The sequence below is a fragment of the Paraburkholderia rhynchosiae genome (genome assembly GCF_002879865.1).
In the GTDB taxonomy this organism is placed as follows: domain Bacteria; phylum Pseudomonadota; class Gammaproteobacteria; order Burkholderiales; family Burkholderiaceae; genus Paraburkholderia; species Paraburkholderia rhynchosiae.
In genome coordinates this window covers 225791-249828 of the sequence record NZ_PNXY01000009.1, presented here as the reverse complement: position 1 = coordinate 249828, position 24038 = coordinate 225791, and the positions used below count along the sequence as shown (strand labels likewise).

Annotated in this window: 22 protein-coding genes; 14 read left to right on the top strand and 8 right to left on the bottom strand. The window is 62.1% G+C overall.

What is annotated here, in order from left to right:
• Positions 1-436: 436 nt before the first annotated feature.
• Entirely contained in the window at positions 437-1213 is a 777-nt protein-coding gene (locus C0Z16_RS15690; RefSeq protein ID WP_102633027.1) for an enoyl-CoA hydratase, read from the bottom strand.
• A gap of 133 nt (positions 1214-1346) precedes the next feature.
• On the opposite strand from C0Z16_RS15690, the gene paaN reads away from it, so the two are divergent.
• From paaN to paaK, 5 genes are all read left to right on the top strand, one after another.
• The gene (gene paaN / locus C0Z16_RS15685) at positions 1347-3047 is read left to right on the top strand and encodes a phenylacetic acid degradation protein PaaN (protein WP_102633026.1); all 1701 of its coding nucleotides are present in this window, start codon (positions 1347-1349) and stop codon (positions 3045-3047) included.
• Positions 3048-3174: 127 nt separating this feature from the next.
• Positions 3175-4377 carry a 3-oxoadipyl-CoA thiolase gene (gene pcaF, locus C0Z16_RS15680; protein WP_102633025.1) on the top strand — a complete coding sequence of 401 codons (1203 nt, stop codon included), beginning with the start codon at positions 3175-3177 and terminating at the stop codon, positions 4375-4377.
• Between the two features lie 55 nt (positions 4378-4432).
• Complete coding sequence (gene paaG, locus C0Z16_RS15675) at positions 4433-5224, top strand: 2-(1,2-epoxy-1,2-dihydrophenyl)acetyl-CoA isomerase PaaG (RefSeq protein ID WP_102633024.1); 792 nt, start codon at positions 4433-4435, stop codon at positions 5222-5224.
• Between the two features lies 1 nt (position 5225).
• Positions 5226-5705, top strand: coding sequence for a hydroxyphenylacetyl-CoA thioesterase PaaI (paaI, locus tag C0Z16_RS15670; RefSeq protein WP_102633023.1), 480 nt, complete (start codon positions 5226-5228; stop codon positions 5703-5705).
• A gap of 273 nt (positions 5706-5978) precedes the next feature.
• Positions 5979-7283, top strand: a complete 1305-nt coding sequence (gene paaK / locus C0Z16_RS15665; protein ID WP_102633022.1) for a phenylacetate--CoA ligase PaaK — start codon at positions 5979-5981, stop codon at positions 7281-7283.
• Positions 7284-7374: 91 nt separating this feature from the next.
• Here paaK and mltA read toward each other — a convergent pair whose 3' ends face one another.
• Both mltA and apaG read right to left on the bottom strand, forming a co-directional pair.
• Positions 7375-8529: a murein transglycosylase A gene (mltA, locus tag C0Z16_RS15660; protein WP_244201251.1), complete on the bottom strand. Its 1155-nt coding sequence runs from the start codon at positions 8527-8529 to the stop codon at positions 7375-7377.
• 262 nt (positions 8530-8791) lie between these two features.
• Positions 8792-9166: a Co2+/Mg2+ efflux protein ApaG gene (gene apaG / locus C0Z16_RS15655; RefSeq protein WP_020070703.1), complete on the bottom strand. Its 375-nt coding sequence runs from the start codon at positions 9164-9166 to the stop codon at positions 8792-8794.
• 295 nt (positions 9167-9461) lie between these two features.
• On the opposite strand from apaG, the gene rpe reads away from it, so the two are divergent.
• From rpe to C0Z16_RS15615, 8 genes are all read left to right on the top strand, one after another.
• On the top strand, positions 9462-10145 hold the full coding sequence (rpe, locus tag C0Z16_RS15650; RefSeq protein ID WP_102633043.1) for a ribulose-phosphate 3-epimerase: 684 nt from the start codon (positions 9462-9464) through the stop codon (positions 10143-10145).
• A gap of 14 nt (positions 10146-10159) precedes the next feature.
• Positions 10160-10876 (top strand): phosphoglycolate phosphatase, encoded by a 717-nt coding sequence (locus C0Z16_RS15645; RefSeq protein WP_102633021.1) that lies wholly within the window; start codon positions 10160-10162, stop codon positions 10874-10876.
• Between the two features lie 366 nt (positions 10877-11242).
• A complete protein-coding gene (gene trpE / locus C0Z16_RS15640; RefSeq protein WP_102633020.1) occupies positions 11243-12736 on the top strand; it encodes an anthranilate synthase component I in 1494 nt (497 codons plus the stop codon).
• Positions 12737-12749: 13 nt separating this feature from the next.
• Positions 12750-13343 (top strand): aminodeoxychorismate/anthranilate synthase component II, encoded by a 594-nt coding sequence (locus C0Z16_RS15635; RefSeq protein WP_006052781.1) that lies wholly within the window; start codon positions 12750-12752, stop codon positions 13341-13343.
• Positions 13344-13360: 17 nt separating this feature from the next.
• Positions 13361-14404, top strand: a complete 1044-nt coding sequence (gene trpD, locus C0Z16_RS15630; protein ID WP_102633042.1) for an anthranilate phosphoribosyltransferase — start codon at positions 13361-13363, stop codon at positions 14402-14404.
• A gap of 30 nt (positions 14405-14434) precedes the next feature.
• Entirely contained in the window at positions 14435-15232 is a 798-nt protein-coding gene (gene trpC, locus C0Z16_RS15625) for an indole-3-glycerol phosphate synthase TrpC (protein ID WP_102633019.1), read from the top strand.
• A gap of 44 nt (positions 15233-15276) precedes the next feature.
• Positions 15277-15903 carry a CYTH domain-containing protein gene (locus tag C0Z16_RS15620; RefSeq protein WP_102633018.1) on the top strand — a complete coding sequence of 209 codons (627 nt, stop codon included), beginning with the start codon at positions 15277-15279 and terminating at the stop codon, positions 15901-15903.
• 85 nt (positions 15904-15988) lie between these two features.
• On the top strand, positions 15989-16822 hold the full coding sequence (locus tag C0Z16_RS15615) for a uracil-DNA glycosylase (protein WP_102633017.1): 834 nt from the start codon (positions 15989-15991) through the stop codon (positions 16820-16822).
• A gap of 291 nt (positions 16823-17113) precedes the next feature.
• Here the strand turns inward: C0Z16_RS15615 and C0Z16_RS15610 are convergent, their stop codons facing one another.
• The 4 genes from C0Z16_RS15610 to C0Z16_RS15595 all read right to left on the bottom strand — a co-directional run bounded on the left by C0Z16_RS15610 (position 17114) and on the right by C0Z16_RS15595 (position 21802).
• Positions 17114-17710, bottom strand: a complete 597-nt coding sequence (locus C0Z16_RS15610) for an FMN-dependent NADH-azoreductase (RefSeq protein WP_102633016.1) — start codon at positions 17708-17710, stop codon at positions 17114-17116.
• 154 nt (positions 17711-17864) lie between these two features.
• Positions 17865-19655 carry a M61 family metallopeptidase gene (locus C0Z16_RS15605; protein ID WP_102633015.1) on the bottom strand — a complete coding sequence of 597 codons (1791 nt, stop codon included), beginning with the start codon at positions 19653-19655 and terminating at the stop codon, positions 17865-17867.
• A gap of 97 nt (positions 19656-19752) precedes the next feature.
• Entirely contained in the window at positions 19753-20478 is a 726-nt protein-coding gene (locus tag C0Z16_RS15600) for a DsbC family protein (protein WP_102633014.1), read from the bottom strand.
• Between the two features lie 151 nt (positions 20479-20629).
• Positions 20630-21802: a UbiH/UbiF family hydroxylase gene (locus C0Z16_RS15595; protein ID WP_102633013.1), complete on the bottom strand. Its 1173-nt coding sequence runs from the start codon at positions 21800-21802 to the stop codon at positions 20630-20632.
• Between the two features lie 256 nt (positions 21803-22058).
• Here C0Z16_RS15595 and ychF point away from each other — a divergent pair, with 256 nt between their 5' ends.
• Positions 22059-23156, top strand: a complete 1098-nt coding sequence (ychF, locus tag C0Z16_RS15590) for a redox-regulated ATPase YchF (RefSeq protein WP_102633012.1) — start codon at positions 22059-22061, stop codon at positions 23154-23156.
• Between the two features lie 400 nt (positions 23157-23556).
• Here the strand turns inward: ychF and C0Z16_RS15580 are convergent, their stop codons facing one another.
• A complete protein-coding gene (locus C0Z16_RS15580; protein WP_244201250.1) occupies positions 23557-23889 on the bottom strand; it encodes a helix-turn-helix domain-containing protein in 333 nt (110 codons plus the stop codon).
• Between the last annotated feature and the right edge of the window lie 149 nt (positions 23890-24038).

Here is a 24038-nt window from a genome sequence, read left to right as displayed (position 1 = left end):
CGGTCGCTCACTCAACGTACTGACGAAGTGTCCAGCCATCTTTCAACGGCCTGACCTTCCTTTCATTACTGTGTGAGACTTGATACTTCCGCTTTACGGCAGACCCCGAAGGATCCACCTCGCGTCGTGCATCAAGCGCCCACACTTATCGGCTGTTAATTTTTAAAGATCGGTCCGCATTCCCCGCGCTGCCCGCTACCACCCTGTCCGGCACCACTTCGTTCTGCGTCGCTGCATCTGCAGCAGAGAAGCGGGATTATGAAGAACTTCCGCTGCGCCGTCAACAGGTTTTTCTTACTGACCGAACCTGCCGCCACCGCTGGAAGCCTTGCCACTGCTGGCTCTCCCGCTTCCCGTGCCCCGGCGTCCGGAGCACGAAAGAGCGAGATTCTAGCGAGCCGGCCCGCGCCTTGCAAGCGTTATTTTGACAAGCGTATTAACGATGTTTGAAAACCGGTTTGCGCTTCTCCACGAATGCTGCCATCCCCTCCTTTTGATCTTCTGTAGCGAAGAGCGAATGGAAAAGACGGCGTTCGAAATTCACGCCCTCTGCGAGCGTCGTTTCGTAGGCCCTATTGACCGATTCCTTCACCATCATGACCGCCGGCAGCGGGAACTCTGCGATCGTCGCTGCCGCGGCAATCGATTCGTCTATTAGAGACGCAGCCGGAATAACACGCGACACCAATCCGGCACGCTCCGCCTCGGCGGCATCCATGAAACGCGCAGTCAGGCAAAGGTCCATTGCCTTAGCCTTCGACACCGCTCGCGGCAGCCGCTGTGTGCCGCCGGCGCCCGGCATGATGCCGAGTTTGATTTCCGGCTGGCCAAACTTTGCGGTGTCGGCGGCAAAGATCATGTCGCACATCATCGCCAACTCGCACCCTCCACCCAGCGCGAAGCCCGCCACCGCCGCAATGATCGGCTTGCGAATGGAGCGAACCGTCTCCCAGTTGCGCGTAATGTAGTCGCCTTTGTAGACGTCCATGTAGGTATACGTCGACATCATGCCTATGTCGGCTCCGGCGGCGAACGCTTTCTCGCTGCCCGTCACCACGATCGCACCGACGGCGTCGTCTGCCTCGAACTCGCGTAGAGCAGCGCCTAGTTCGTCCATCAGAGCATCGTTCAAAGCGTTCAACGCCTTGGGACGATTCAAGGTAACCAAGCCGACCCGTCCCCGCGTTTCAACCAGAATGTTCTCGTAAGCCATGCCGCCTCCAAATGGTTAATCGAGCGCGAAAAACGCTTCGCGCGGCCATCTTAATAATGCTAACATTCACCAACCAACCGGTCGGTCAATTATTAGACAGGCTCTTTCCCAACGTACAGCCAAGCCCTCTGCCATGACACATCCGTTATTCACCAAGCACGAAGACACGCTGCAAAAGGCGCTCGCCGCGGTTGAAACGCGCGGTTACTGGAGCCCGTTCGTCGAAATGCCCAGTCCGAAAGTGTACGGGGAAACAGCCAACACGGAAGGCGAAGCCGCCTTTAAAGCGCATCTGAATGCGACGTTCGAACTGGACCAACCGTCTACCGGAGAAACTGTTGGCGCGGAAGCGTCGCCATTTGGATTCCCGCTAGGTATCCGTTACCCCAAGTCTGATCCTGACGCGCTGATCGCCGCCGCCACGACCGCGCAACGCGACTGGCTCGCCGCAGGGCCGCAGGCCTGGGTCGGCGTATCGCTCGAAATCCTCGCGCGGCTGAATCGCGCCAGCTTCGAAATCGGCTATAGCGTGATGCATACGACCGGCCAGGCCTTCATGATGGCTTTCCAGGCGGGCGGCCCGCACGCGCAAGACCGGGCGCTCGAAGCCGTCGTGTACGCATGGGACCAACTGCGCCGCATCCCGGCCGAGTCTCACTGGGAAAAGCCCCAAGGCAAGAACCCGCCGCTCGCCATGCACAAGCGCTACACCATTGTGCCGCGAGGCACTGGTCTCGTCCTCGGCTGCTGCACGTTCCCGACGTGGAACGGCTATCCCGGCCTTTTCGCCGACCTTGCGACCGGCAACACGGTGATCATCAAACCGCATCCGGGCGCAATCCTGCCGCTCGCAGTCACAGTGCGAATTGCGCGTGACGTACTGCGTGAAGCCGGTTTCGATCCGAACGTGGTCACGCTACTGGCCACTGAACCGAACGACGGCGCCATCGTCCAGAGCCTGGCCTTGCGCCCGGAGATCAAACTCATCGACTTCACGGGCAGCACACAAAACGGTACGTGGCTCGAACGCAATGCGCACCAGGCGCAGGTCTACACCGAGAAAGCCGGCGTGAATCAGATCGTGATCGACTCGACCGACGACATCAAAGCCGTCGCTCGCAACATCGCCTTCTCACTCGCGCTGTACTCCGGCCAGATGTGCACCGCGCCGCAAAACATCTACGTGCCGCGCGGCGGCATCCAGACCGCAGACGGCGCACTGACTTTCGACGAAGTGGCTCAAGCCATTGCTGGCGCTGTGCAAAAACTTGTTGCCGACCCAGCCCGTGCCGTGGAACTGCTAGGAGCCATTCAGAACGAAGGCGTCATCCAACGCATCGACGAAGCCGCCAAATCCGGCCGCGTTCTAGTGGAGAGCCAGGCGCTCGAGCATCCGGCTTTTACCGGCGCTCGCGTTCGGACTCCGCTAGTGCTCCAACTCAACGCCTCGACCGACCGCGCGCAGTTCACCAAAGAATGGTTCGGTCCTGTCTCGTTCGTTATCGCGACCGACTCGACCGCCCAGTCTCTCGACCTCGCCGGTGCTATCGCCGCCGAGCACGGCGCGCTCACGCTGTCGGTCTACAGCACGGACGAAGCCGTGCTCGAACAGGCGCACGAGGCATCGGTCCGCGGCGGCGTAGCGCTGTCGATCAACCTGACGGGCAGTGTGTTCGTCAACCAGTCGGCAGCCTTTTCGGATTTCCACGGCACAGGTGCAAACCCGGCAGCAAACGCCGCACTCGCCGATGCGGCCTTCGTCGCCAATCGCTTCCGCGTAGTTCAAAGTCGGGTCCATGTTGAACCGAAAGCGGCGCCGGCGGTAGCTGGCTGAACGTCATAAGACAAACGCACGGCTTTCGTCCTATGCCGTTTGGCCGAATGGACCACGCTGTGCGCGCCAACTAACATGAGACATCGGATCGGCATCGCACGCCGATCCGCATCAGTAGGAACCCGATATGAACGACGCCTTTATCTGCGACGCGATTCGCACCCCCATTGGCCGCTACGGCGGCACCCTGAAAGACGTCCGGGCCGACGACCTCGGCGCCGTACCGATCAAGGCGTTAATCGAGCGCAATCCCGGCGTCGACTGGCGCGCCGTGGACGACGTGATTTACGGATGCGCGAATCAGGCGGGCGAAGACAATCGCAACGTCGCCCGCATGTCGGCATTGCTAGCGGGACTGCCTACGAACGCACCCGGTTCGACCATCAACCGTCTGTGCGGCTCGGGCATGGACGCGGTCGGCACGGCCGCACGCGCCATCAAGGCCGGTGAAGCGCGACTGATGATCGCTGGCGGAGTCGAAAGCATGACACGCGCGCCGTTCGTCATGGGCAAGGCAACTAGCGCGTTCTCGCGGCAAGCCGACGTCTACGACACGACCATTGGCTGGCGCTTCATCAATCCGCTGATGAAACGTCAGTACGGCGTCGATTCAATGCCCGAAACGGCGGAAAACGTCGCTGTCGAGTTTGGAATCAGCCGCGCCGACCAGGACGCATTCGCTCTGGCCAGTCAGCAAAAGGCAGCCCGTGCGCAGCGTGACGGCACGCTGGCGCAAGAAATCGTCGGCGTCGAAATCGCGCAGAAAAAAGGCGATCCGATTCACGTGACGCTCGACGAACATCCGCGTGAAACCTCTCTCGAAAGCCTGGCCAGGCTCAAGGGCGTCGTTCGTCCGGACGGCAGTGTAACTGCCGGCAATGCATCGGGCGTGAACGACGGCGCCTGCGCGCTCCTGCTCGCGAATCAGCAGGCGGCCGATCAATACGGCCTGCGCCGCCGCGCACGGGTGGTGGGTATGGCAACCGCGGGCGTCGAGCCGCGCATCATGGGCGTTGGTCCGGCGCCGGCTTCACAAAAGTTGCTGAAGCAGCTCGGCATGACACTGGAACAGTTCGACGTCATCGAGTTGAACGAAGCATTTGCATCGCAAGGGCTTGCGGTTCTGCGCACGCTCGGTCTGCGCGACGACGATCCGCGCGTCAATCCGAACGGCGGAGCAATTGCGCTCGGCCATCCGCTCGGTGCGTCGGGCGCGCGCCTTGTCACGACCGCACTGTATCAACTGGAGCGCAGCAACGGCCGCTTTGCGCTGTGCACCATGTGCATCGGTGTGGGGCAAGGTATTGCGCTGGTCATCGAGCGACTGTAAGCGCCGCTCCGATGCAAACGCTGCAGTCCCCCGAAAGACTTTCAGGAGACACCCAATGTCATATGAAGCGATTCGCCTCGACATCGACACATCGAGCCGAGTAGCAACTATCACCCTGAACCGCCCGGACAAGCTCAACAGCTTTACGCGCGCGATGCATGAGGAATTGGCGACGGCACTCGGTGAGGTGGAAACGTCCGGCGCCCGCGCGCTGGTTCTGACCGGCGCGGGACGCGGATTTTGCGCCGGACAGGATCTCGCGGACCTCGACTTCACGCCCGGCGCGATGACCGACCTTGGCGGATTGATCGACGGGTATTTCAACCCGCTGATCCGCCGTTTGCAAGCGCTACGGTTGCCGGTGATAGCCGCGGTAAACGGTACCGCTGCAGGTGCGGGCGCCAACCTCGCGCTCGCTTGCGACATTGTGCTTGCGGCTCGCTCGGCCAACTTTATCCAGGCTTTCGTGAAGATCGGTCTGGTGCCGGATTCGGGCGGCACGTGGTTCTTGCCGCAGCGCATCGGCATGGCGCGCGCGATGGGGCTTGCCATGACAGGCGACAAACTCAGCGCGGAGAAAGCCGAAAGCTGGGGACTCATCTGGCAAGCGGTCGACGATCAGGAACTCGCAGCCACGGCGGCCAGATTCGCGGCACAACTCGCGCAGCAGCCCACGCGCGCCATCGCCGCGATCAAGCAGGCGATGCGTGCAGGCGCAACGCAAACGCTCGATCAGCAACTCGATCTCGAACGCGACCTGCAACGTGAGCTGGGCGCATCGCATGATTACGCGGAAGGCGTGCAAGCCTTTGTCGACAAGCGCGCACCACGCTTCGAGGGCCGCTGATATGTCGACGCAACCGGAATACTCCGCTGAGATGACGCCGGACGAGCTCGCCCGCGCGACCGCCGCCGCCATGTATGAAAACGATGCGTGCAGCCGCGCGCTCGGCCTGGAAATCCTCGACGTGCGCGCCGGCTATGCGCTTCTTCGCATGGCCGTGCGCGACGACTTCCTGAACGGCCATCAGATCTGTCATGGCGGCCTGATCTTCACGCTTGCCGATTCGAGCTTCGCGTTCGCGTGCAACTCTTACAACGTGAACACCGTCGCGTCCGGCTGCTCGATTGAGTTCCTGCGCGCGGTGCACGGCGGCGACGTGCTAACCGCAGAGGCCATCGAGCAGACGTTGAACGGCCGCACCGGCATTTACGATATTCGCGTCACCAATCGCACCGGGGAAACGGTTGCAATGTTTCGCGGCAAATCCGCGCAAATCAGGGGTAGCGTGATCCCGCAGCAACCGTCTGGAGTCGGATCTGAGTAAGTGCCAAAGCGTGAACTTCGGTCGACTGCTCTGCACGGCACCAGAGTAACGCGCTAAAGCACGACTCTGATCGACACTTGCGGTTGATAGAGAGACGCACAGCAAGCACACCACAAGACAGTCGCGAGTCCGCAGCATATATAAGCGGTGAACCGGCAACAGATTCACCTTAGCGGCAGCCCGTATATGCGGCGCTCGCACCGCCCTTCCGAATTTTGCGCGCGAGCGCAACATACATCAGACCCAAGCATTGAGGCAGCAAGGAGACATTCGATGACCACCGCCCTTCCGCTCGATCCGATCGAGACCGCCAGCCGCGACGAACTCGCCGCGCTCCAACTTGAACGGCTCAAATGGTCGCTGAACCACGCTTATGAAAATTCGCCGGTCTATCGGCGCAAGTTCGACGAAGCCAGCATCCATCCGAGCGAACTCAAAACGCTTTCGGACCTCGCGCGCTTCCCGTTCACGACGAAGAAGGATTTACGCGACAGCTATCCGTTCGGAATGTTTGCCGTGCCGCAAGACCGGATCTCGCGCATTCACGCTTCATCGGGTACGACCGGCAAGCCGACCGTGGTGGGCTACACCGCTCGCGATATCGACACGTGGGCGAATCTCGTCGCGCGCTCGATCCGCGCCGCTGGGGCGAAGCCCGGCGAAAAGGTTCATGTTAGCTACGGTTATGGCCTCTTTACCGGCGGCCTCGGCGCCCACTACGGTGCGGAACGCGCCGGGCTCACCGTCATCCCGTTCGGTGGCGGTCAGACAGAAAAGCAGGTGCAACTGATCCAGGACTTCCGGCCGGACATCATCATGGTGACGCCGAGCTACATGCTCTCGATCGCCGACGAACTTGAACGGCAAGGCGTCGATCCGGCGAATTGCTCGCTGCGCCTCGGCATCTTCGGTGCGGAACCGTGGACCAACGACATGCGTCAGGCGATTGAAAAGCGCATGGGCATCGACGCTGTCGACATCTACGGTCTATCGGAAGTGATGGGGCCGGGCGTGGCGTCGGAATGCGTCGAAACGAAAGACGGCCCGACCATCTGGGAAGATCATTTCTATCCCGAGATCATCGATCCCGAAACGGGTGAAGTTCTTCCTGATGGCGAACTGGGCGAACTGGTGTTCACGTCGCTGACCAAGGAAGCGTTGCCGATCATCCGTTACCGGACTCGCGACCTCACGCGTCTCTTGCCGGGCAGCGCCCGCACCATGCGCCGCATGGAAAAAATCACCGGCCGCTCCGACGACATGATGATTGTGCGGGGCGTCAACGTATTCCCCACGCAAATCGAGGAATTGCTCCTGAAGCAACAGGCGCTCGCGCCTCACTATCAGATCGTATTGACCAAGGAAGGCCCGCTCGACGTAATGACGTTGAACGTCGAACCTTGTCCGGAAACTGCTCCGGACACTGCCGCGCTCAGCACGGCCAAGCAGGCGCTGGCCTATGACATCAAGGCGCTGATTGGCGTGAGTGCTGTCGTGAACGTGCTGCCGGTGAACGGGATCGAACGTTCGGTGGGAAAGGCCCGGCGAGTGGTCGACAAGCGTAAGTCGGCGCAGTAACTCGGACGGCGCCCGCGGCGAGAGCCGCGTGGCGGCGGCGGCGTTTTCGGCCTGAACGCCGCCGGCGGGTACAACTGCCTCATCGGCAGCGTCACGAATTGGGCAGCAGCAACCACATCCGGCCGCCCTGCTTCATCTTGCCGGCAAGATCGCCGGCGTCGTCGCCGAGACCCCAGAAGTAATCGGCGCGCACTCCACCCTTGATCGCCGAACCCGTGTCTTGTGCGAATACGAGACGGTTCATCGGCGAGTTCGTCAGGGGACGTGTGGTCTGCAAAAACACAGGCGTGCCGAGCGGAATGGAAGTCGGATCGACGGCGATCGAGCGCTCCGGCGTCAACGGCACGCCTAACGCGCCGATAGGACCGTCCGCTCCGCCGCTCGGGACACTTTCGGCAGACGGCATCTCGCGGAAAAACACGAAGCGCGGATTCGTATCGAGCAGCGTATCCACGCGGGCCGGGTTCGCGCGCGCCCATGCCTTGATGCCTTGCATGGTCGCCTGCGCGGGCGTGAGTTCGCCGCGATCCAGCAGCCACCGTCCGATGGATTTGTACGGCTGGTTGTTGGTGCCGCCAAAGCCGAGGCGCATCACGCTGCCGTCTTCCATCACGATGCGCCCGGAGCCCTGCACCTGCAGGAAGAATGCTTCGATCGGGTCGTCGACCCAGACGAGTTCATTGCCGTTGAGCACACCCATGCGTTCCAGTTGCGCTCGCGGCGGAAGCGCCGCGCCCGCACGATAACTCGACGGCCAGCGATACAACGCCGTTTGATACACGCCGTGCCGTGTCCGCGAACCGCGCAGCAACGGCTCGTAGTAACCGGTGACGAGACCGTCGAGCGTGCCGTCGGTGTTGGCTAACTGGAAAGGCGTGAAATACGCCTCAAAGAAAGCACGCGCACTGGTGACGTCGAGATCGTCGAGTTGCGCCGCTGCCGCACATGCCCGCGCCCAGTTCGGTTGACGCGCGAGCCTCATACAGTTTTGCCGCAAGGCGGCCGTTGCGCCGATCAGCGAGTCGTCCTGCCAGCCGGGGACCTGCTGCCATGCGACCGCCGTGAGCCGCGTCGCGGCAATCTGGCCGGGTATGATCGCAGCGCCCGTGGGCGGAGAAACCACCGGCCGGACCGCGCCGCCGCCACCGCAGGAAGCCAGCATCACCGCAACGGAAAGCGCTCCGAGCCAGGCTCCGGCCGCGCGGACAAAACGCCTACAATGTTCGTTCTTGATGGAAACCGCCATGTCTGATCTGTTCGACGAATACCCAATGCTCATCTTCGCGCTGGAATCGCTTCTCGCGCTGTTCCTGCTCGTCTTCATCGTCGTGTGGACGTCGTCCGGTAAAAAGAAAGCGGCGCGCGCCAGCAGCAATGAAGCGCAGAAGCCGCAAAAACCGCACTGACGGCGCGCCGATTCACCCACTCCCCGGCCGCGCATTGAATCTGCATTTAGCCCGCACTGAACCGGCATTGAACCGTTAAAGACCGCGGAACGCGCTCACGGTTCAATGCAACGTACGCGGCATGCGCAGAATAAACTCCGGCACTGGCGCATCGAAACGCTCGCCGTCCTCGGCCACGCAGAAATACTCCCCGCGCATCGTGCCGACCGGCGTGGCGATCACCGCCCAGCTCGTATATTCGAACTGCTCGCCGGGCTTGAGCAGCGGCTGGTGTCCGACCACGCCCAAACCTTTTACTTCCTGCACGGTCTTGTCGCTATCCGTGATCACCCAATGCCGCGCAATCAATTGCGCGGGCACCTGACCGGTGTTCCGGATGGTCAGCGTATAGGCGAACGCATACTGGCGGCGCTCCGGGTCCGACTCTTCGGGCAGAAATTGCACCTGCGCCGACACGCTGAATTCGTACTGGCTCATCCTGATTCCAATCTGGTGAAACGCGGTGTGACAAATCGCTGGAAGGGCCGCATGCCAATGGTTTGCAAGCCCATTGCCAACGCGGCGCCATGGTTTGGCATTCTGCGTCATGCGAGACCCGCCCGCAACCGGACAAATCCTTTGGCCAAGGGCGGTTCGGATGTTTCGTCACCCTGGCGGCCGGAACGCGACGCTGTGCCCGGCCTCCATTCGCCTCGGTCAGCCGCCGACGAGCCGCTTGCCGCGCGCGCAAAACGGTAAAATGGCGCTTTCCCGCTTGCATCCGTCCGCCGCCATGACGCAATTCCGCATCGCTCCCAGCATTCTGTCCGCCGACTTCGCCCGCCTCGGCGAAGAAGTGCGCAATGTCGTCGCCGCCGGCGCCGACTGGATCCATTTCGACGTGATGGACAACCACTACGTGCCGAACCTGACCATCGGTCCGCTCGTGTGTGAGGCCCTGCGTCCGCATGTGGACGTGCCCATCGACGTGCATCTGATGGTGCGCCCCGTCGACCGCATCGTGCCGGACTTCGCGAAGGCCGGCGCAAATCTGATCAGCTTTCACCCGGAAGGCTCGGATCACATCGACCGTACGCTGTCGCTGATTCGCGATCACGGCTGCAAGGCGGGCCTCGTATTTAACCCGGCCACTTCACTGAATTACCTCGATCACGTGATGGACAAGCTCGACCTCGTGCTGATCATGTCGGTGAATCCGGGCTTCGGTGGCCAGTCGTTCATTCCTGAAGCGCTCAACAAGCTGCGTGAAGCGCGCAAGCGGATCGACGCCTACACGGAGCGCACCGGCCGCGAGATTCATCTCGAAGTGGACGGCGGCGTGAAGGTCGACAACATCGCGGAAATTGCCGCGGCTGGCGCGGACACCTTCGTCGCCGGTTCGGCGATCTTCGGCCAGCCGGACCACAAGGTCGTGATCGACAAGATGCGCGCGGCGCTCGCCAACATTCAGCACTGAGAGCCGCGCACCAGATGACCGCTTCGTTCCCTGCCCCGACTTTCGCCAGCCCACGCCTGCAAGCCGCGATCATCGACCTCGACGGCACGATGATCGATACCGCCGACGATTTCACCGCCGGCCTGAACGGCATGCTCGCGCAACTCGATGCGATGGAAACGTCGCGCGAAGAAGTGGTCGGCTATGTCGGCAAAGGCTCTGAGCATCTGATCCGCAGCGTGCTCGCACCGCGCTTCGAAGCGGAACACGCGCAAGACCGTTTCGACGAAGCGCTCGCCATCTATCAGGCCGAGTACGCGAAGATCAACGGCCTGCACACGCGCCTTTATCCCGATGTGGAAGCCGGCCTCGCCGCGATGCGCGACGCCGGCCTGAAGCTCGCGTGCGTGACCAACAAGCCGCATCGCTTTGCGGTCGAACTGCTCGAGCAGTACGGGCTCGCGCAGTATTTCAGCGTCGTGCTCGGCGGCGACAGTCTGCCGAAAAAGAAGCCGGACCCGCTGCCCATGCTCACGGCCGCGGCGCAACTGGGCGTCGAACCGCGCGCCACGGTCGCCATCGGCGATTCGGAAAACGACGCACTGGCGGGCCGCGCGGCGGGCATGTCGACGCTGACTGTGCCGTACGGCTACAACCATGGCCAAGCTATACAAACAATAAAATCCGATGGTATAGTTGCCTCGCTGTTCGATGCCGCCAAGGCGATCGCAGCGCACCATTCCACGACTTGAAAAGTCCCTCATCCTCATGTTTCTGAATAAAAAACGGAGTCTGATTAGCATCGACCGGGGAGCCTGGCCCTGGCGTCGCTGGTCGCGCTAACCTCGCCTGAGGTACGCTGAAGCTCGTCTTCGGCAACCGTTTTTTACTTCGCTGCGCTTACGCGTTTTCCATCGTCATGTTTCGCTGCATCGGTTGATTCCGCCTGCGTGTACCCGCAAAGTACACTGGTGCGTTGACACTCCGTGCTTGCGTCGATGGGAAAATCGCGCCGGTCGGTTCATCATCGAAAAAATCGAACGAACGGCTGACCGGCCGCGCAATGCCCCGCTTTGTCCGACGCACGCTGCCGTCGGACCTACGAACAGGATCGGAACATGACCGAACTCGAATTCCAGTCCCTCGCCAACGAGGGTTTCAACCGTATTCCGCTGATCGCCGAAGCGCTCGCCGACCTGGAAACGCCGCTCTCCCTGTACCTGAAGCTCGCGCAGACCGAGCGCAACGGCGCCAACTCGTTCCTGCTGGAGTCGGTGGTGGGTGGCGAGCGCTTTGGCCGCTATTCGTTCATCGGACTGCCGGCGCGCACGTTGCTGCGTACTCGCAACGGCGTCTCGGAAGTGGTGCGCGACGGCAAGGTTGTCGAGACGCACGAGGGCGATCCGCTCGAATTCATCCAGCAATTCCAGAGCCGTTTCAAGGTCGCGCAACGTCCGGGCTTGCCGCGTTTCGCTGGCGGCCTTGCCGGTTATTTCGGTTATGACGCGGTGCGCTACATCGAGAAAAAGCTCGCGCACACCGCGCCGAAAGATGATCTGAATCTGCCGGACATCCAGTTGCTGCTGACCGAAGAGGTCGCTGTGATCGATAACCTCGCGGGCAAGCTGTACCTGGTGATCTACGCCGATGCCACGCAGCCGGAGGCCTATACGAAGGCGAAGCAGCGTCTGCGCGAACTGCGTCAGCGTTTGCGTGCGACGGTCGAACCGCCGGTGACGTCGGCGAGCGTGCGCACCGAGACGTACCGCGAGTTTGGGAAAGACGACTATCTGGCCGCCGTGCGCAAGGCGAAGGAATACATCGCCGCGGGCGAACTGATGCAGGTGCAGGTCGGCCAGCGTCTGACGAAGCCGTACCGCGACAATCCGCTGTCGCTGTATCGCGCGTTGCGCTCACTGAATCCGTCGCCGTATATGTATTACTACAACTTCGGCGAATTCCACGTGGTCGGCGCATCGCCGGAAATTCTGGTGCGTCAGGAAAAGCGCGGCGAGGATCGCATCGTTACGATTCGTCCGCTCGCCGGCACGCGTCCGCGCGGCAACACGCCGGAACGCGACGCGGAACTCGCGACTGAACTGCTGAATGATCCGAAAGAAGTCGCCGAACACGTGATGCTGATCGACCTCGCGCGCAACGACGTGGGCCGTATCGCGCAGATCGGCTCGGTGGTCGTGACCGACAAAATGGTGATCGAAAAATACTCGCACGTGCAACACATAGTGAGTTCGGTCGAAGGCAAGCTCAAGCCCGGCACGACCAATTTCGACGTGCTGCGCGCCACGTTCCCGGCCGGCACGCTGTCGGGCGCGCCGAAGGTTCGCGCGATGGAGCTGATCGACGAACTCGAACCCGTCAAACGCGGCCTGTACGGCGGCGCAGTCGGCTATCTGTCGTTCACCGGCGAGATGGATCTGGCGATCACGATCCGCACCGGCGTGATCGCGAACGGCAATCTGTATGTGCAGGCGGCGGCAGGTGTCGTCGCGGATTCAGTGCCGGAATCCGAATGGCAAGAGACCGAGAACAAGGCGCGCGCCGTGTTGCGTGCGGCCGAGCAGGTTCAAGACGGCCTCGATAGCGACTTCTGACCGGAGACACACCATGCTGCTCATGATCGACAACTACGACTCGTTCACCTACAACCTGGTGCAGTACTTCGGCGAACTCGGCGAAGATGTGCGCACCTACCGGAACGACGAAATCACGCTCGACGAAATCGCGAAGCTCAATCCCGAGCGCATCTGCCTGTCGCCCGGCCCGAGCAATCCGCAACACGCCGGCATTACGCTCGACGTGCTGCGCGAGTTTTCCGGCAAGACGCCGATTCTCGGCGTGTGCCTGGGTCATCAGGCGATCGGCGAAGCGTTCGGCGGCCGTGTGGTGCGCGCGCAAACCATCATGCACGGCAAGGTAAGCACGATCGAAACCGATTGCAAAGGCGTGTTCGCTGACCTGCCGAAGCATTTCGTCGTGACTCGCTACCACTCGCTCGCGATCGAACGCGAATCGCTGCCGGATTGCCTCGAAGTATCCGCATGGACTGACGACGGTGAAATCATGGGCGTGCGTCATAAAGAGCTGGCCGTCGAAGGCGTGCAGTTCCATCCGGAATCGATTCTTTCCGAACACGGCCATGCGCTGCTCGAAAACTTCGTGAAGCAGTCGAAAGCGAAGACGGCCCAACGCACCGCCTGATGAAGCGAGACAACATCATGACAATCACGCCGCAGGAAGCGCTGCAACGGACCATTGAGCACCGCGAGATTTTCCACGACGAAATGTTGCATCTGATGCGACTCATCATGCGCGGCGAACTGTCGCCCGTCATGTCGGCCGCGATCATCACAGGCTTGCGCGTCAAGAAAGAGACGATCGGCGAAATCACCGCCGCCGCCACGGTGATGCGTGAATTTGCCCGGCACGTCGAGGTGCAGGACAACTCGAACTTCGTCGATATCGTCGGCACCGGCGGCGACGGTTCCCACACCTTCAACATCTCCACCGCGACGATGTTCGCGTCGGCCGCGGCCGGCGCGAAAGTCGCGAAGCACGGCAATCGTGGCGTGTCGAGCAAGTCGGGTAGCGCAGACGTGCTCGAAGCGCTCGGCGTAAATATCGACTTGCAGCCGGAACAAGTCGCGGCGTCGATTGCCGAAACCGGCATGGGTTTCATGTTCGCGCCGAATCATCATCCGGCCATGAAGAACATTGCGCCGGTGCGCCGCGAACTCGGCGTGCGAACCATCTTCAACATTCTCGGGCCGTTGACGAACCCCGCCGGCGCGCCCAATCAACTGATGGGCGTGTTCCATGCGGACCTGGTCGGCATTCAGGTTCGCGTGATGCAGCGCCTTGGCGCAAAGCACGTGCTCGTGGTGTACGGTATGGACGGCATGGACGAGGTCTCGCTCGGCGCGGCCACGCAAGTGGGCGAACTGCGCGACGGCGAGGTCCACGAGTACGAGATTCATCCGGAAGATTTCGGCATGCAGATGGTTTCGAACCGCACGTTGAAAGTGGCGAACGCCACGGAGTCGAAAGCGATGCTGCTCGAAGCGCTCGACAACAAGCCGGGCGTCGCCCGCGAGATCGTCACGCTGAACGCGGGCACGGCGTTGTATTCGGCGAACGTCGCGTCGTCGATTGCGGACGGCATTCAGCTTGCACGCGAAGCGATCGCAAGCGGCAAGGCTCGCGCGAAAGTCGACGAGCTCATTCGCTTCACGCAGCAATTCAAGCAGCAATTCAAGCAGTGATCAGTAGCAATCCAACGTAGCGAGACACCCATGAGCGACATCCTCGACCGTATCATCGCGGTCAAACGCGAAGAAGTCCGCGCCGCCGAACAAAGCGCGCCGCTCGAAGAGCTGCGTCTCGAAGCGTCGTCGCGCGACATTCGCGATTTCGTCGGCGCATTGCGCGCGAAACACGTGGCGGGTCTCGCCGCGGTGATCGCCGAAGTGAAGAAAGCGAGTCCGTCGAAAGGCGTGCTGCGCGAAAACTTCGTTCCCGACGAGATCGCGCGTTCGTACGAAAAGCACGGCGCGGCTTGCCTGTCCGTGCTCACTGACGTGCAGTTCTTCCAGGGCAGCGTCGCGTATCTCGAACAGGCGCGCGCCGCGTGCGAGCTGCCGGTACTGCGCAAGGACTTCATTGTCGATCCGTATCAGATTGTCGAAGCCCGCGCGATGGGCGCCGACGCGATCCTGCTGATAGCCGCCGCGCTTGAAACCTCGCAGATGCAGGACCTCGAAGCGCTTGCGCACTCGCTCGGTCTCGCGGTGCTGGTTGAAGTGCACGACAGCGACGAACTGATGCAGGCGCTCACGCTGAAGACGCCGCTGATTGGCATCAACAATCGCAATCTGCGCACGTTCGAGACGTCGATCGAGACGACCATCGGCATGCTCGAATCGATTCCCGACGACCGCATCGTCGTGACGGAATCGGGCATTCTTTCCCGCGCCGACGTCGAGCGGCTGCGCGAGATGGGCGTGCATACGTTCCTCGTCGGCGAGGCGTTCATGCGCGCCGAAGAGCCAGGTGTGGAACTTGCACGCATGTTTTTTCCTGGCGCGGCGTGAAGACGCGTCGTCGCGCGTATTGGAACAGATAGCGGGAACACATCATGGGCATGGAACGCGAGATCAAGTTGCTGCTGCCGGCCACGCAAGTGAAGGCAGCTACGCAGTGGTTCGCTGCGCGCACCGGCGACGCCGGCCGCGCGATCAAGCTGTCGAACATCTACTTCGATACGCCGCAACTTTCGCTGGCAGCTTCAAAAAGCGCGCTGCGTTTGCGTCATACGCCGGATGGCTGGCTGCAAACGTTCAAGACAGTGGGCAGCGCGACCAATGGTTTGCACAGCCGTCACGAATGGGAAATGCCCGTCGCGGGAGAGGCACTCGAAATTGACGCGTTGCTGCGCGAATGCGACGAGCCCACGGCCGCCCAAGCACTGCGTGAAGCGGCGCCGCGATTAATCGAACTGTTTCGCACCGACTTCAGGCGCACGCTGTGGCATGTGAATGTCGACGGTTCGGAAGTCGAAGCGGCGATCGACCAGGGCAATGTGCTCGCCGAGGTGAACAGCGAACTGCGCCGTGCGCCAATTTCGGAGATCGAGCTCGAACTGAAGTCCGGCGACGAAGCGGCGCTGCACGCGCTATCGACCGAACTCGGCAAGCAGATCGCCGGCCTTGCTCCGGAGAACATCAGCAAAGCGCAACGCGGGTATCAATTGCGGGTCGGCTGACGGAGCTTGGCATCCACGCGTTCCATGCGGACCTGCCGCCGCCTCACCTTGAGTAACACCGCATTTGCTGCGACACTTCTGCGCCATGACTTCTGCATCTCGTACCCGCTCCGCGCCGTCCCAGGCATCGTTATTCGGCGACGCCGCCGCGCCTGCCAGCGCCACGTCCGCCCAGCCGCAGCCAGAAACCAACGGCACGCCACCCACGCTCGAAGCGCAGTTCGCTGCGTTGCCCGCAGCATGGCGTGCGCACCTGAAGCCTTTCATTGAAAGCGACGCGTACGCGCCGCTCTGCCGTTTTGTCGACGGGGAGCGCGCGGCCGGTAAAACGGTCTATCCCACCGATGTATTCCGGGCGCTGCGGCTTACGAGTCCCGACGACGTGAAGGTCGTGATCCTCGGCCAGGACCCTTATCACGGCGAAGACCGCGGCACGCCGCAAGCTCACGGACTCGCGTTTTCCGTGGCGCCGAATGTCCGCACTCCGCCGTCGCTGCGCAACATCTTCAAGGAAATCGCGGCGAGTCTCGGCTACGAGCCGCCACGTCACGGCTGCCTCGACACATGGGCGAAGCAAGGCGTGCTGCTGTTGAACACGGTGCTGACCGTCGAGCGCGATTCAGCGGCCAGTCACGCCAAACGCGGCTGGGAAAAGTGCACGGACACGCTGATCCACGAACTGGCGATGCGCCACGACGGTCTCGTGTTCATGCTGTGGGGCGCGCATGCGCAAGCGAAGCGCGCGCTGCTCGGTGGCAAGTCACATTACGTTCTGGAGGCGCCGCATCCGTCACCGTTGTCGGCGCATCGCGGCTTTCTCGGCTGCGGGCATTTTGCGAAGGCGAACGAGTATCTGGTGAAGCACGGTCGCGAACCGATCGACTGGCGTCTGCCTGACGACGCGCAAATGCTTGCGTAACGGCGGTCATATCCGCGCACCTGAGTAAGCGCAAAGCAATCGCAATCGCAATCGCAGTCGCAGTCGCAGTCGCAGTCGCAGTCGCAGTCGCAGTCGCAGTCGCATTCGCATTCGCAGTCGCATTCGCAGTCGCAATCGCAGTCGCACAAGATAAAAACGCCACGCGGCTCAAAGCCCGTGGCGTTTTCAATATGCAGCGCTTGCGATGCTTCCCCGCACCATTCGTCACTGCGTCCAACGCTTTACACGGCAACTCGCAGGAAGACGCGCCATGCAAGCGGTACAGCCAAATCAAGCAGCCGCGATCGCTTCGCGCGCGGCGGCCAGCGCGGCGCTTGCCGCGTCCGGGCCCATATTCAGGCCTTCGGCGTAGATGAAGCTCACATCGGTCATGCCGAGGAAGCCCAGGAAGCTCTTCAGATACGGCGTCTGGCTGTCGTTCGGCGTGCCGAGATACTTGCCGCCGCGTGCTGACACGACGTAGACCTTCTTGCCCGTCACGAGACCTTCCGGACCATTCGCCGTGTAGCGGAACGTGATGCCGGCGCGCGCGAGGAAGTCGAAATACGTCTTGAGCTGCGACGAGATGCCGAAGTTGTACATCGGCGCGCCGATCACGATGATGTCGGCGGCTTGCAGTTCGGCGATCAGCGCTTCGCTGCGTGCGGCAATCGCAGCTTGCTCGGCGGTGCGCTGGTCAGCCGGCGTGAAGAAGGCGCCGAGAACGGCGTCGTCCAGGTGCGGCAGCGGTTCGGCTTGCAGGTTACGGACGACGACTTGCGCGCCCGGATTCGACTGTTGCAGCTTTTCGGTCAGCTCGTTGACGAGCAGCGTCGAGTTCGCGCCTTGCGAGCGGGCTGCCGAGTTGATTTGCAGGATCGTGGTCATGGTTGACTCCAGTAGGGGCGCGCTGTGTTGCGCGAGTGGAGCCATTGTGGTTTTTTACCGAGCCGGGAAAAAGCCATCCCGCAGCGACGGATTGTTGCACTGGTAGAACAATCCGCCGCTTCGCAACGTCAATTGACGTCAGCCGGGATTACGATCAGCTTGTCAGCCAGCGCTCGCGCGCCTTGCGCGCGGCCGGCCGCTTGTCGTCGATGGTGAGCTTGTAGCGCGACACCTCGGGCCCGTCCAGCTTGATTTGCGCGGTGCGCAGTTCGTCCCGGCGGAATGCGTGGACTTCCGCCTTGGCGCCCGGCTGATAGCGCGCGAGCAGCGCGTCGAGATTCGAGCCCGTCACGCGCAGGCCGTCGAGCGCAATCAGCACGTCGCCGGCCGAGAGCCCGGCTTTCTGCGCGGCGCTGCCCTCGTGGACCGCCGCGAGCGTGCACTCCGCGCCGCCGCGCACGCGCGCGCCGAGCGACGGTTTGCCGTTCTTGTCGAGCTCCGGCGCGATTGACACGCCAAACGGTTCGAGCAGCGTTTCGAGCGGCAGGTCGCGCGTGCCGTGCACCGCTTGCGCGAACAGTTCGCCCAGTTGCACGCCGGTCGCCTGCTCAAACAGTGCCTCGATCTCGCTCTCATCGACGCCGACCGGCTTGCCGCGATAGAAGTCGCGGCCAAAGCGCTGCCACAGCAGACGCATCACATCATCGAGCGATTTGCGGTTGCCGGTTTGCGCGCGAATGGCCAGGTCGAACGTGAGTGCGACGAGCGAGCCTTTCGTGTAGTAGCTGACGATCGCGTTCGGCGCATTCTCGTCCTGCCGATAATATTTGACCCACGCGTCGAACGAGCTTTCGGCGACGGTCTGTTTCAGACGGCCGCTGCCGCGCTTCACGCCGCCGATCACCTTGCCGAGCATGCCGAGATAATCGTCGGTGGAAATCAGGCCGCTGCGCACGAGAATCAGGTCGTCGTAGTAGGAAGTGAAGCCTTCGAACAGCCACAGCAGCGACGTGTAGTTTTCGACGCGGAGGTCATACGGCGCGAACACCGCCGGCTTGATGCGCTTCACGTTCCAGGTGTGGAAGTATTCGTGACTGCATAGGCCGAGATAGGTCCGATAGCCTTCGGTGAGCGCGTCGCGGCCCTGCACCGGTAGATCGCCGCGATTGCAGATCAGCGCCGTCGAAGCGCGATGCTCAAGGCCGCCATAACCATCTGCGACGGCTTGCGTCATGAACACGTAGCGATCCACGGGCGCTTTTTTCGACTTCGGCTCGAACAGCGCGATCTGCGCTTCGCAGATGCGCTTCAGGTCCGCGCAAAGCCGCGCCATGTCCAGCCCAATCACGCGCCCCGCGATCACGACGTCGTGCGGCACGCCGTGCGCGTTAAACGTCGCCAATTCAAATTGGCCGAGCGTCACCGGATGATCGATCAGGTCATCGTAGTTCTGCGCGTTGTATTCGCCGAAGCTGTAGCGCTTCGCGCCGCGCGCTTCCGGCAGCGCAGTCGCGACACGCCAGTTGCGATAGGCCGCGCCCTCCGGCTTCTGGATATCGACCAAGCATTGAGCTTTCTCATGACCGAGCGGCGACAGGAACACGCTAGTGCCGTTGAAAAAGCCCGTGGTGTCGTCCAGATGCGCCGCGCGCACCGACAGATCCCACGCATACACCTCGTAGCGCAGCGTCAGCGCGCCTTTCACCGGTGCCGCGTGCCACGTGTGCTTGTCGGTTTTCTCGACACGCACCTTGCGGCCCGCATCGTTGAAGGCGCGCAGCGTGACGATGTTGCGCGCGAACTCGCGCACCATGTAGCTGCCCGGAATCCACACCGGCAGCATGAAACGCTGGCCGGCCGGATCCGGATCGGCGACGGTTACGGTGACTTCGAACAGATGGGCGGCGGGTTGCTTTGGAACGATGGTGTAGCGGATCGGCTTCATCGGCGGCGATTTGGATTTTTTCAGGCGTGGATGTGTGGGAGCTTGATGCGAAAGGAGGCGCCTTTCGCGCCTCCTTTTTCGGATGTTCAGCGTGCGCTCAGTGCACCGCGGCCATTTCCTTGTCGAGCCGATCAGCCGGCACGGCGCCCGGCAGGCGGCGGCCGTCGGCGAGGAACACGGTCGGCGTGCCCTCGACGTTCATTGCGTGGCCGAGCGCGAGATTCCTGTCGATTGCGGCGGTGTCGCAGGTGCCGGCGGCGGTGGGCGCCTGATGGTCCTGCATCCACGACTCCCAGGCTTTTGCGCGATCCGTCGAGCACCAGATCGACTTCGACTTGGCGGTCGAGTCCGGCGACAAAACCGGGTACAGGAAGGTGTAAACCGTCACGTTGTCGATCGACTTCAGCGAGGTTTCGAGTTGCTTGCAATACGGGCAGTTCGGATCGGAGAACACTGCAATCTTGCGCGAGCCGTTGCCCTTCACGACCTTGACCGCGTTCGCAAACGGCAGGCTCGCGAAATCGATACGATTCGTTTCCGACAGACGCGCTTCGGTCAGATTCTTGCGGCTTTTCGCGTCGACCATGTCGCCGAGCAGCAGATAGTCGCCGTTCGCGTCGCTATAAACGATCTGGCTGCCGAGGTTCACCTCGTAAAGCCCGGCGATCGGCGATTTCGTCACGCTCTTGATCGTCACGTCGGCGAGCCGCGTTTGCAGTGTGGCCTTGAGTTTGTCGGTGGTCTGGTCGGCCTGCGCGGAGCAGCCGATCGTGACGGCGGCGATCGCGAGCACGGCGGCCGCCATGCGGAAGATTTTTGTCATGCTGAATTCCTGGTTCAATCGCGCGTTGAGCGCGTATTGGGCATTGTGGTGACGTTTCCGGTTAGAAGGGAACGGTATCCGTACGTTCATGATACCTGTCTCACCGGCTTCGGCATGCGGCGCCGCTTGTGAGCCCCCCGTCAGCCCGCTGTTAGCCCAGCGCTGCCGAGACGAGCCAGCGCTTGATGAACGGCTGCGCGCCGACGAAAGCCATGCCGGTATTACGCACGATCTTTGCCAGCGGGCCAGGCACGGAGAACAGTTTTTGCAGGCCGTCGGTGGCGATCATCAGCGCGCGGATATCTTCGCGACGCGCGCGTTCATAGCGCCGCAGCAGCACCATGTCGCCGAGGTCGCGGAACGATTCCTTGCCTGCCACCGTATCGGCGAGCGCCGCGACATCACGCAAACCGAGGTTCATGCCCTGCCCCGCGAGCGGGTGAATCAGATGGGCGGCGTCGCCGACCAGCGCGACGCGCGGCGCGACCAGCCGGTCGACGGTTTGGAGCGCGAGCGGAAAACCCTGCGCGGGCGTCACGCAGTCGAGGCCGCCGAGCTGGCCGCCGGTGACGCGTTCCACTTCAGCGGCGAGTTGGGCTGGATCGAGCGCAATTAGTTGCTCGGCGTGCTCGGTGCGGGCCGACCAGACCAGCGACACGTGGCCATCGGGCATCGGCAATAGCGCGATGATTTCGCCGTCCTTGAACCATTGACAAGCGGTCTCGCCGTGCGGCTTTTCCGCCTTGAAGTTCGCGACCACGCCGGTCTGCCGGTAATCGCGCCGGTTCATCTTCGAGCCGATCTGCGCGCGTACCCAGGAATGCGCGCCGTCCGCGCCGACGACGAGATCAACCGCGAGCACGTTGCCGTTCGCGAGACCGACGCTGGCGCTATCGACGGTGAAATCGAGCGCCTGGGCGCGGCTGTCGATCCACGTGAGATTCGGCTGAAAGCGCAGCGCTGCATCGAGCGCGCCTTCGATCACCGACGACTCCACGATCCACGCCAGTTGCGGCACCGAAGCCTGAAACGCGGAGAAATGCAGCTCGGCGTGAGCGTCGCCATAGACGCGCATGTCGTACACCGGCCCGAGCCGCGACAGATCGAGCGCCTGCCAGACGCGCAAGCGCTCGAGCAGCGCCTGCGAACTCGACGACAACGCATACACCCGCGAGTCGAACGAAGCGCCGGCGGGCAGCGGCGCGCAAGCTTGCGCGAGCAGCGCCACGCGCAGTCCGCCTTGCGTCAGCGCGAGCGCCGCGGTCTTGCCGACGAGCCCGCCGCCGATCACGGCGGCATCAAAAGTCTGATGGTGTGCGTTCATCCGCGCATTATAGCCGTGGGGGTTCGCGGGGACGGACCGGGCGTACAGCTTTCTGAAGCCACGTCAAGAAGCCGATTGGAACGGGTTACAATTACGGTTTCCGTGACAAAACTCGCCCAGAATCGTCGAGCTACGCCCGATCTGGCCGTGTCCCGCTCCGCTGCGTTTCCTCCGCCCGCCAAACGCGAAGGCTTCCCGAATCCTGCACGCAGCGTCGAGCGCATCACGCAATTTACTGAATCACTGAAGGATTTCCATGAGCCTCAAATGCGGCATCGTCGGCTTGCCTAACGTCGGCAAGTCCACTCTGTTCAACGCGCTGACCAAGGCGGGCATTGCCGCCGAAAACTATCCGTTCTGCACGATCGAGCCGAACGTCGGCATTGTCGAAGTGCCGGACGCGCGCCTGAAGGCGCTCGCCGAAATCGTCAAGCCCGAGCGTATTTTGCCGGCGGTCGTGGAATTCGTCGACATCGCCGGCCTGGTGGCGGGCGCGAGCAAGGGCGAAGGCCTCGGCAACCAGTTCCTCGCGAACATCCGCGAAACTGACGCGATCACGCACGTGGTGCGCTGCTTCGAGGACGAGAACGTGATTCACGTCGCGAACAAGATCGATCCGCTGTCAGACATCGAAGTGATCAATACGGAGCTGGCGCTGGCCGACCTCGCAACGGTCGAAAAGGCGCTCGCGCGTTATTCGAAGGCCGCCAAGTCGGGCAACGACAAGGAAGCCATCAAGAACGCGGCTGTGCTGGAAAAAGTGCGCGCTCAACTGGACCAGGCCAAACCGGTCCGCGCGCTCGATCTGTCGGACGAAGAAAAGGCGACGCTCAAGCCGTTCTGCCTGATTACGGCCAAGCCGACCATGTACGTCGCGAACGTGAAGGAAGACGGCTTCGCGAACAATCCGCATCTGGACGCGGTCGCGAAGTTCGCGGCGTCGGAAAACGCGCCGGTGGTCGCCGTGTGCGCGGCAATCGAAGCGGAAATCGCCGACCTCGAAGAAGCGGACATGGAAGTGTTCCTCGCCGACATGGGCATGGAAGAACCGGGCCTGAACCGCGTGATTCGCGCGGGCTTCAAGCTCTTGGGCCTGCAAACGTACTTCACGGCCGGCGTGAAGGAAGTGCGCGCATGGACGATTCATGTTGGCGACACGGCGCCGCAAGCCGCCGGCGCGATCCATACCGACTTCGAGCGCGGCTTCATTCGCGCGCAGACAATTTCCTTCAACGACTTCATCACCTACAAGGGTGAGCAAGGCGCGAAGGAAGCCGGCAAGATGCGCGCGGAAGGCAAGGAGTACGTCGTGCACGACGGCGACGTGATGAACTTTCTGTTCACCCGCACATAAGGGGGTATGGACACCCACCCCAGAACCTGATGACTATGGACATCAGGCTTCTCAACGCGACGTCGAACTCCGCCGGCCGTTGCGGCTTCCTCTCATAAATAAAATCAAGGCAAGCCGGCTCTGCCGGCGCGTCAGCCTCAAGTGTGTGCAACTTCGGAACCGCCCGTAGGGCGGCTGTCCACGCCCTCGTGGTGTGGGCAGCGAAGTTGTGCACACGGGGCATGGCACTTCGCTCGACGCGACCAAACGGTTGCTACGGCCGTGGCGGGCCACGTGTTTTTTGGTCAATACGCTGAGGAATTATCCCGCCATATCGGTGGCGTTACCCAAGAACTAACGAGCGCACGAATCCAGCGTCCCCCCGTCAATCGCGGCTGACATATGCCCGCCGAAGCCCCTCTCACTTCTTTTGTACGCGAGCGATAGTTTCCTCGAAGCTCACGGTGAGCTCGTTCAGCGTGATTCCTAGTGCGGCGCACCACTCTCGAACTTCAATAAAGTCGAGCCGGCGCTGCCCGCTCTCGCATTTGCTAACGAACGGTTGGTCGACGTTAAGCCTCGCGGCTAGCTCGCTTTGCAGGATGCCTGCGGACTCCCTTGCCGCTCGGAGAGTGGCAAGAAAGAGACCGTACTGTTGTGTGTAAATAGATTTTTCCACGGTTGGACCGAGCTGGCACAAGGCGAACAGCTTGCAGTCCAAATTCGTATATGCCAACATCGCATATTCGAACATCGCATATCACAGTTTCTACGTGAACACGGTCAACGGGCGAGGCGTGGATGCCCCGGCAGTCGGCAGTCGGCAATCGACTAGGCTCCTAATAGCAACTCTCGCGGTTGACTCGTTGCAATCTTAAACATTTCGTCGGTGGGTGTGATGCT

Excerpts from the sequence above, each read along its gene's own strand:
- C0Z16_RS15690 (WP_102633027.1), bottom strand. The coding sequence starts at position 1,213 with ATGGCTTACGAGAACATTCTGGTTGAAACGCGGGGACGGGTCGGCTTG.
- paaN (WP_102633026.1), top strand. The coding sequence starts at position 1,347 with ATGACACATCCGTTATTCACCAAGCACGAAGACACGCTGCAAAAGGCG.
- pcaF (WP_102633025.1), top strand. The coding sequence starts at position 3,175 with ATGAACGACGCCTTTATCTGCGACGCGATTCGCACCCCCATTGGCCGC.
- paaG (WP_102633024.1), top strand. The coding sequence starts at position 4,433 with ATGTCATATGAAGCGATTCGCCTCGACATCGACACATCGAGCCGAGTA.
- paaI (WP_102633023.1), top strand. The coding sequence starts at position 5,226 with ATGTCGACGCAACCGGAATACTCCGCTGAGATGACGCCGGACGAGCTC.
- paaK (WP_102633022.1), top strand. The coding sequence starts at position 5,979 with ATGACCACCGCCCTTCCGCTCGATCCGATCGAGACCGCCAGCCGCGAC.
- mltA (WP_244201251.1), bottom strand. The coding sequence starts at position 8,529 with ATGGCGGTTTCCATCAAGAACGAACATTGTAGGCGTTTTGTCCGCGCG.
- apaG (WP_020070703.1), bottom strand. The coding sequence starts at position 9,166 with ATGAGCCAGTACGAATTCAGCGTGTCGGCGCAGGTGCAATTTCTGCCC.
- rpe (WP_102633043.1), top strand. The coding sequence starts at position 9,462 with ATGACGCAATTCCGCATCGCTCCCAGCATTCTGTCCGCCGACTTCGCC.
- C0Z16_RS15645 (WP_102633021.1), top strand. The coding sequence starts at position 10,160 with ATGACCGCTTCGTTCCCTGCCCCGACTTTCGCCAGCCCACGCCTGCAA.
- trpE (WP_102633020.1), top strand. The coding sequence starts at position 11,243 with ATGACCGAACTCGAATTCCAGTCCCTCGCCAACGAGGGTTTCAACCGT.
- C0Z16_RS15635 (WP_006052781.1), top strand. The coding sequence starts at position 12,750 with ATGCTGCTCATGATCGACAACTACGACTCGTTCACCTACAACCTGGTG.
- trpD (WP_102633042.1), top strand. The coding sequence starts at position 13,361 with ATGACAATCACGCCGCAGGAAGCGCTGCAACGGACCATTGAGCACCGC.
- trpC (WP_102633019.1), top strand. The coding sequence starts at position 14,435 with ATGAGCGACATCCTCGACCGTATCATCGCGGTCAAACGCGAAGAAGTC.
- C0Z16_RS15620 (WP_102633018.1), top strand. The coding sequence starts at position 15,277 with ATGGGCATGGAACGCGAGATCAAGTTGCTGCTGCCGGCCACGCAAGTG.
- C0Z16_RS15615 (WP_102633017.1), top strand. The coding sequence starts at position 15,989 with ATGACTTCTGCATCTCGTACCCGCTCCGCGCCGTCCCAGGCATCGTTA.
- C0Z16_RS15610 (WP_102633016.1), bottom strand. The coding sequence starts at position 17,710 with ATGACCACGATCCTGCAAATCAACTCGGCAGCCCGCTCGCAAGGCGCG.
- C0Z16_RS15605 (WP_102633015.1), bottom strand. The coding sequence starts at position 19,655 with ATGAAGCCGATCCGCTACACCATCGTTCCAAAGCAACCCGCCGCCCAT.
- C0Z16_RS15600 (WP_102633014.1), bottom strand. The coding sequence starts at position 20,478 with ATGACAAAAATCTTCCGCATGGCGGCCGCCGTGCTCGCGATCGCCGCC.
- C0Z16_RS15595 (WP_102633013.1), bottom strand. The coding sequence starts at position 21,802 with ATGAACGCACACCATCAGACTTTTGATGCCGCCGTGATCGGCGGCGGG.
- ychF (WP_102633012.1), top strand. The coding sequence starts at position 22,059 with ATGAGCCTCAAATGCGGCATCGTCGGCTTGCCTAACGTCGGCAAGTCC.
- C0Z16_RS15580 (WP_244201250.1), bottom strand. The coding sequence starts at position 23,889 with ATGTTCGAATATGCGATGTTGGCATATACGAATTTGGACTGCAAGCTG.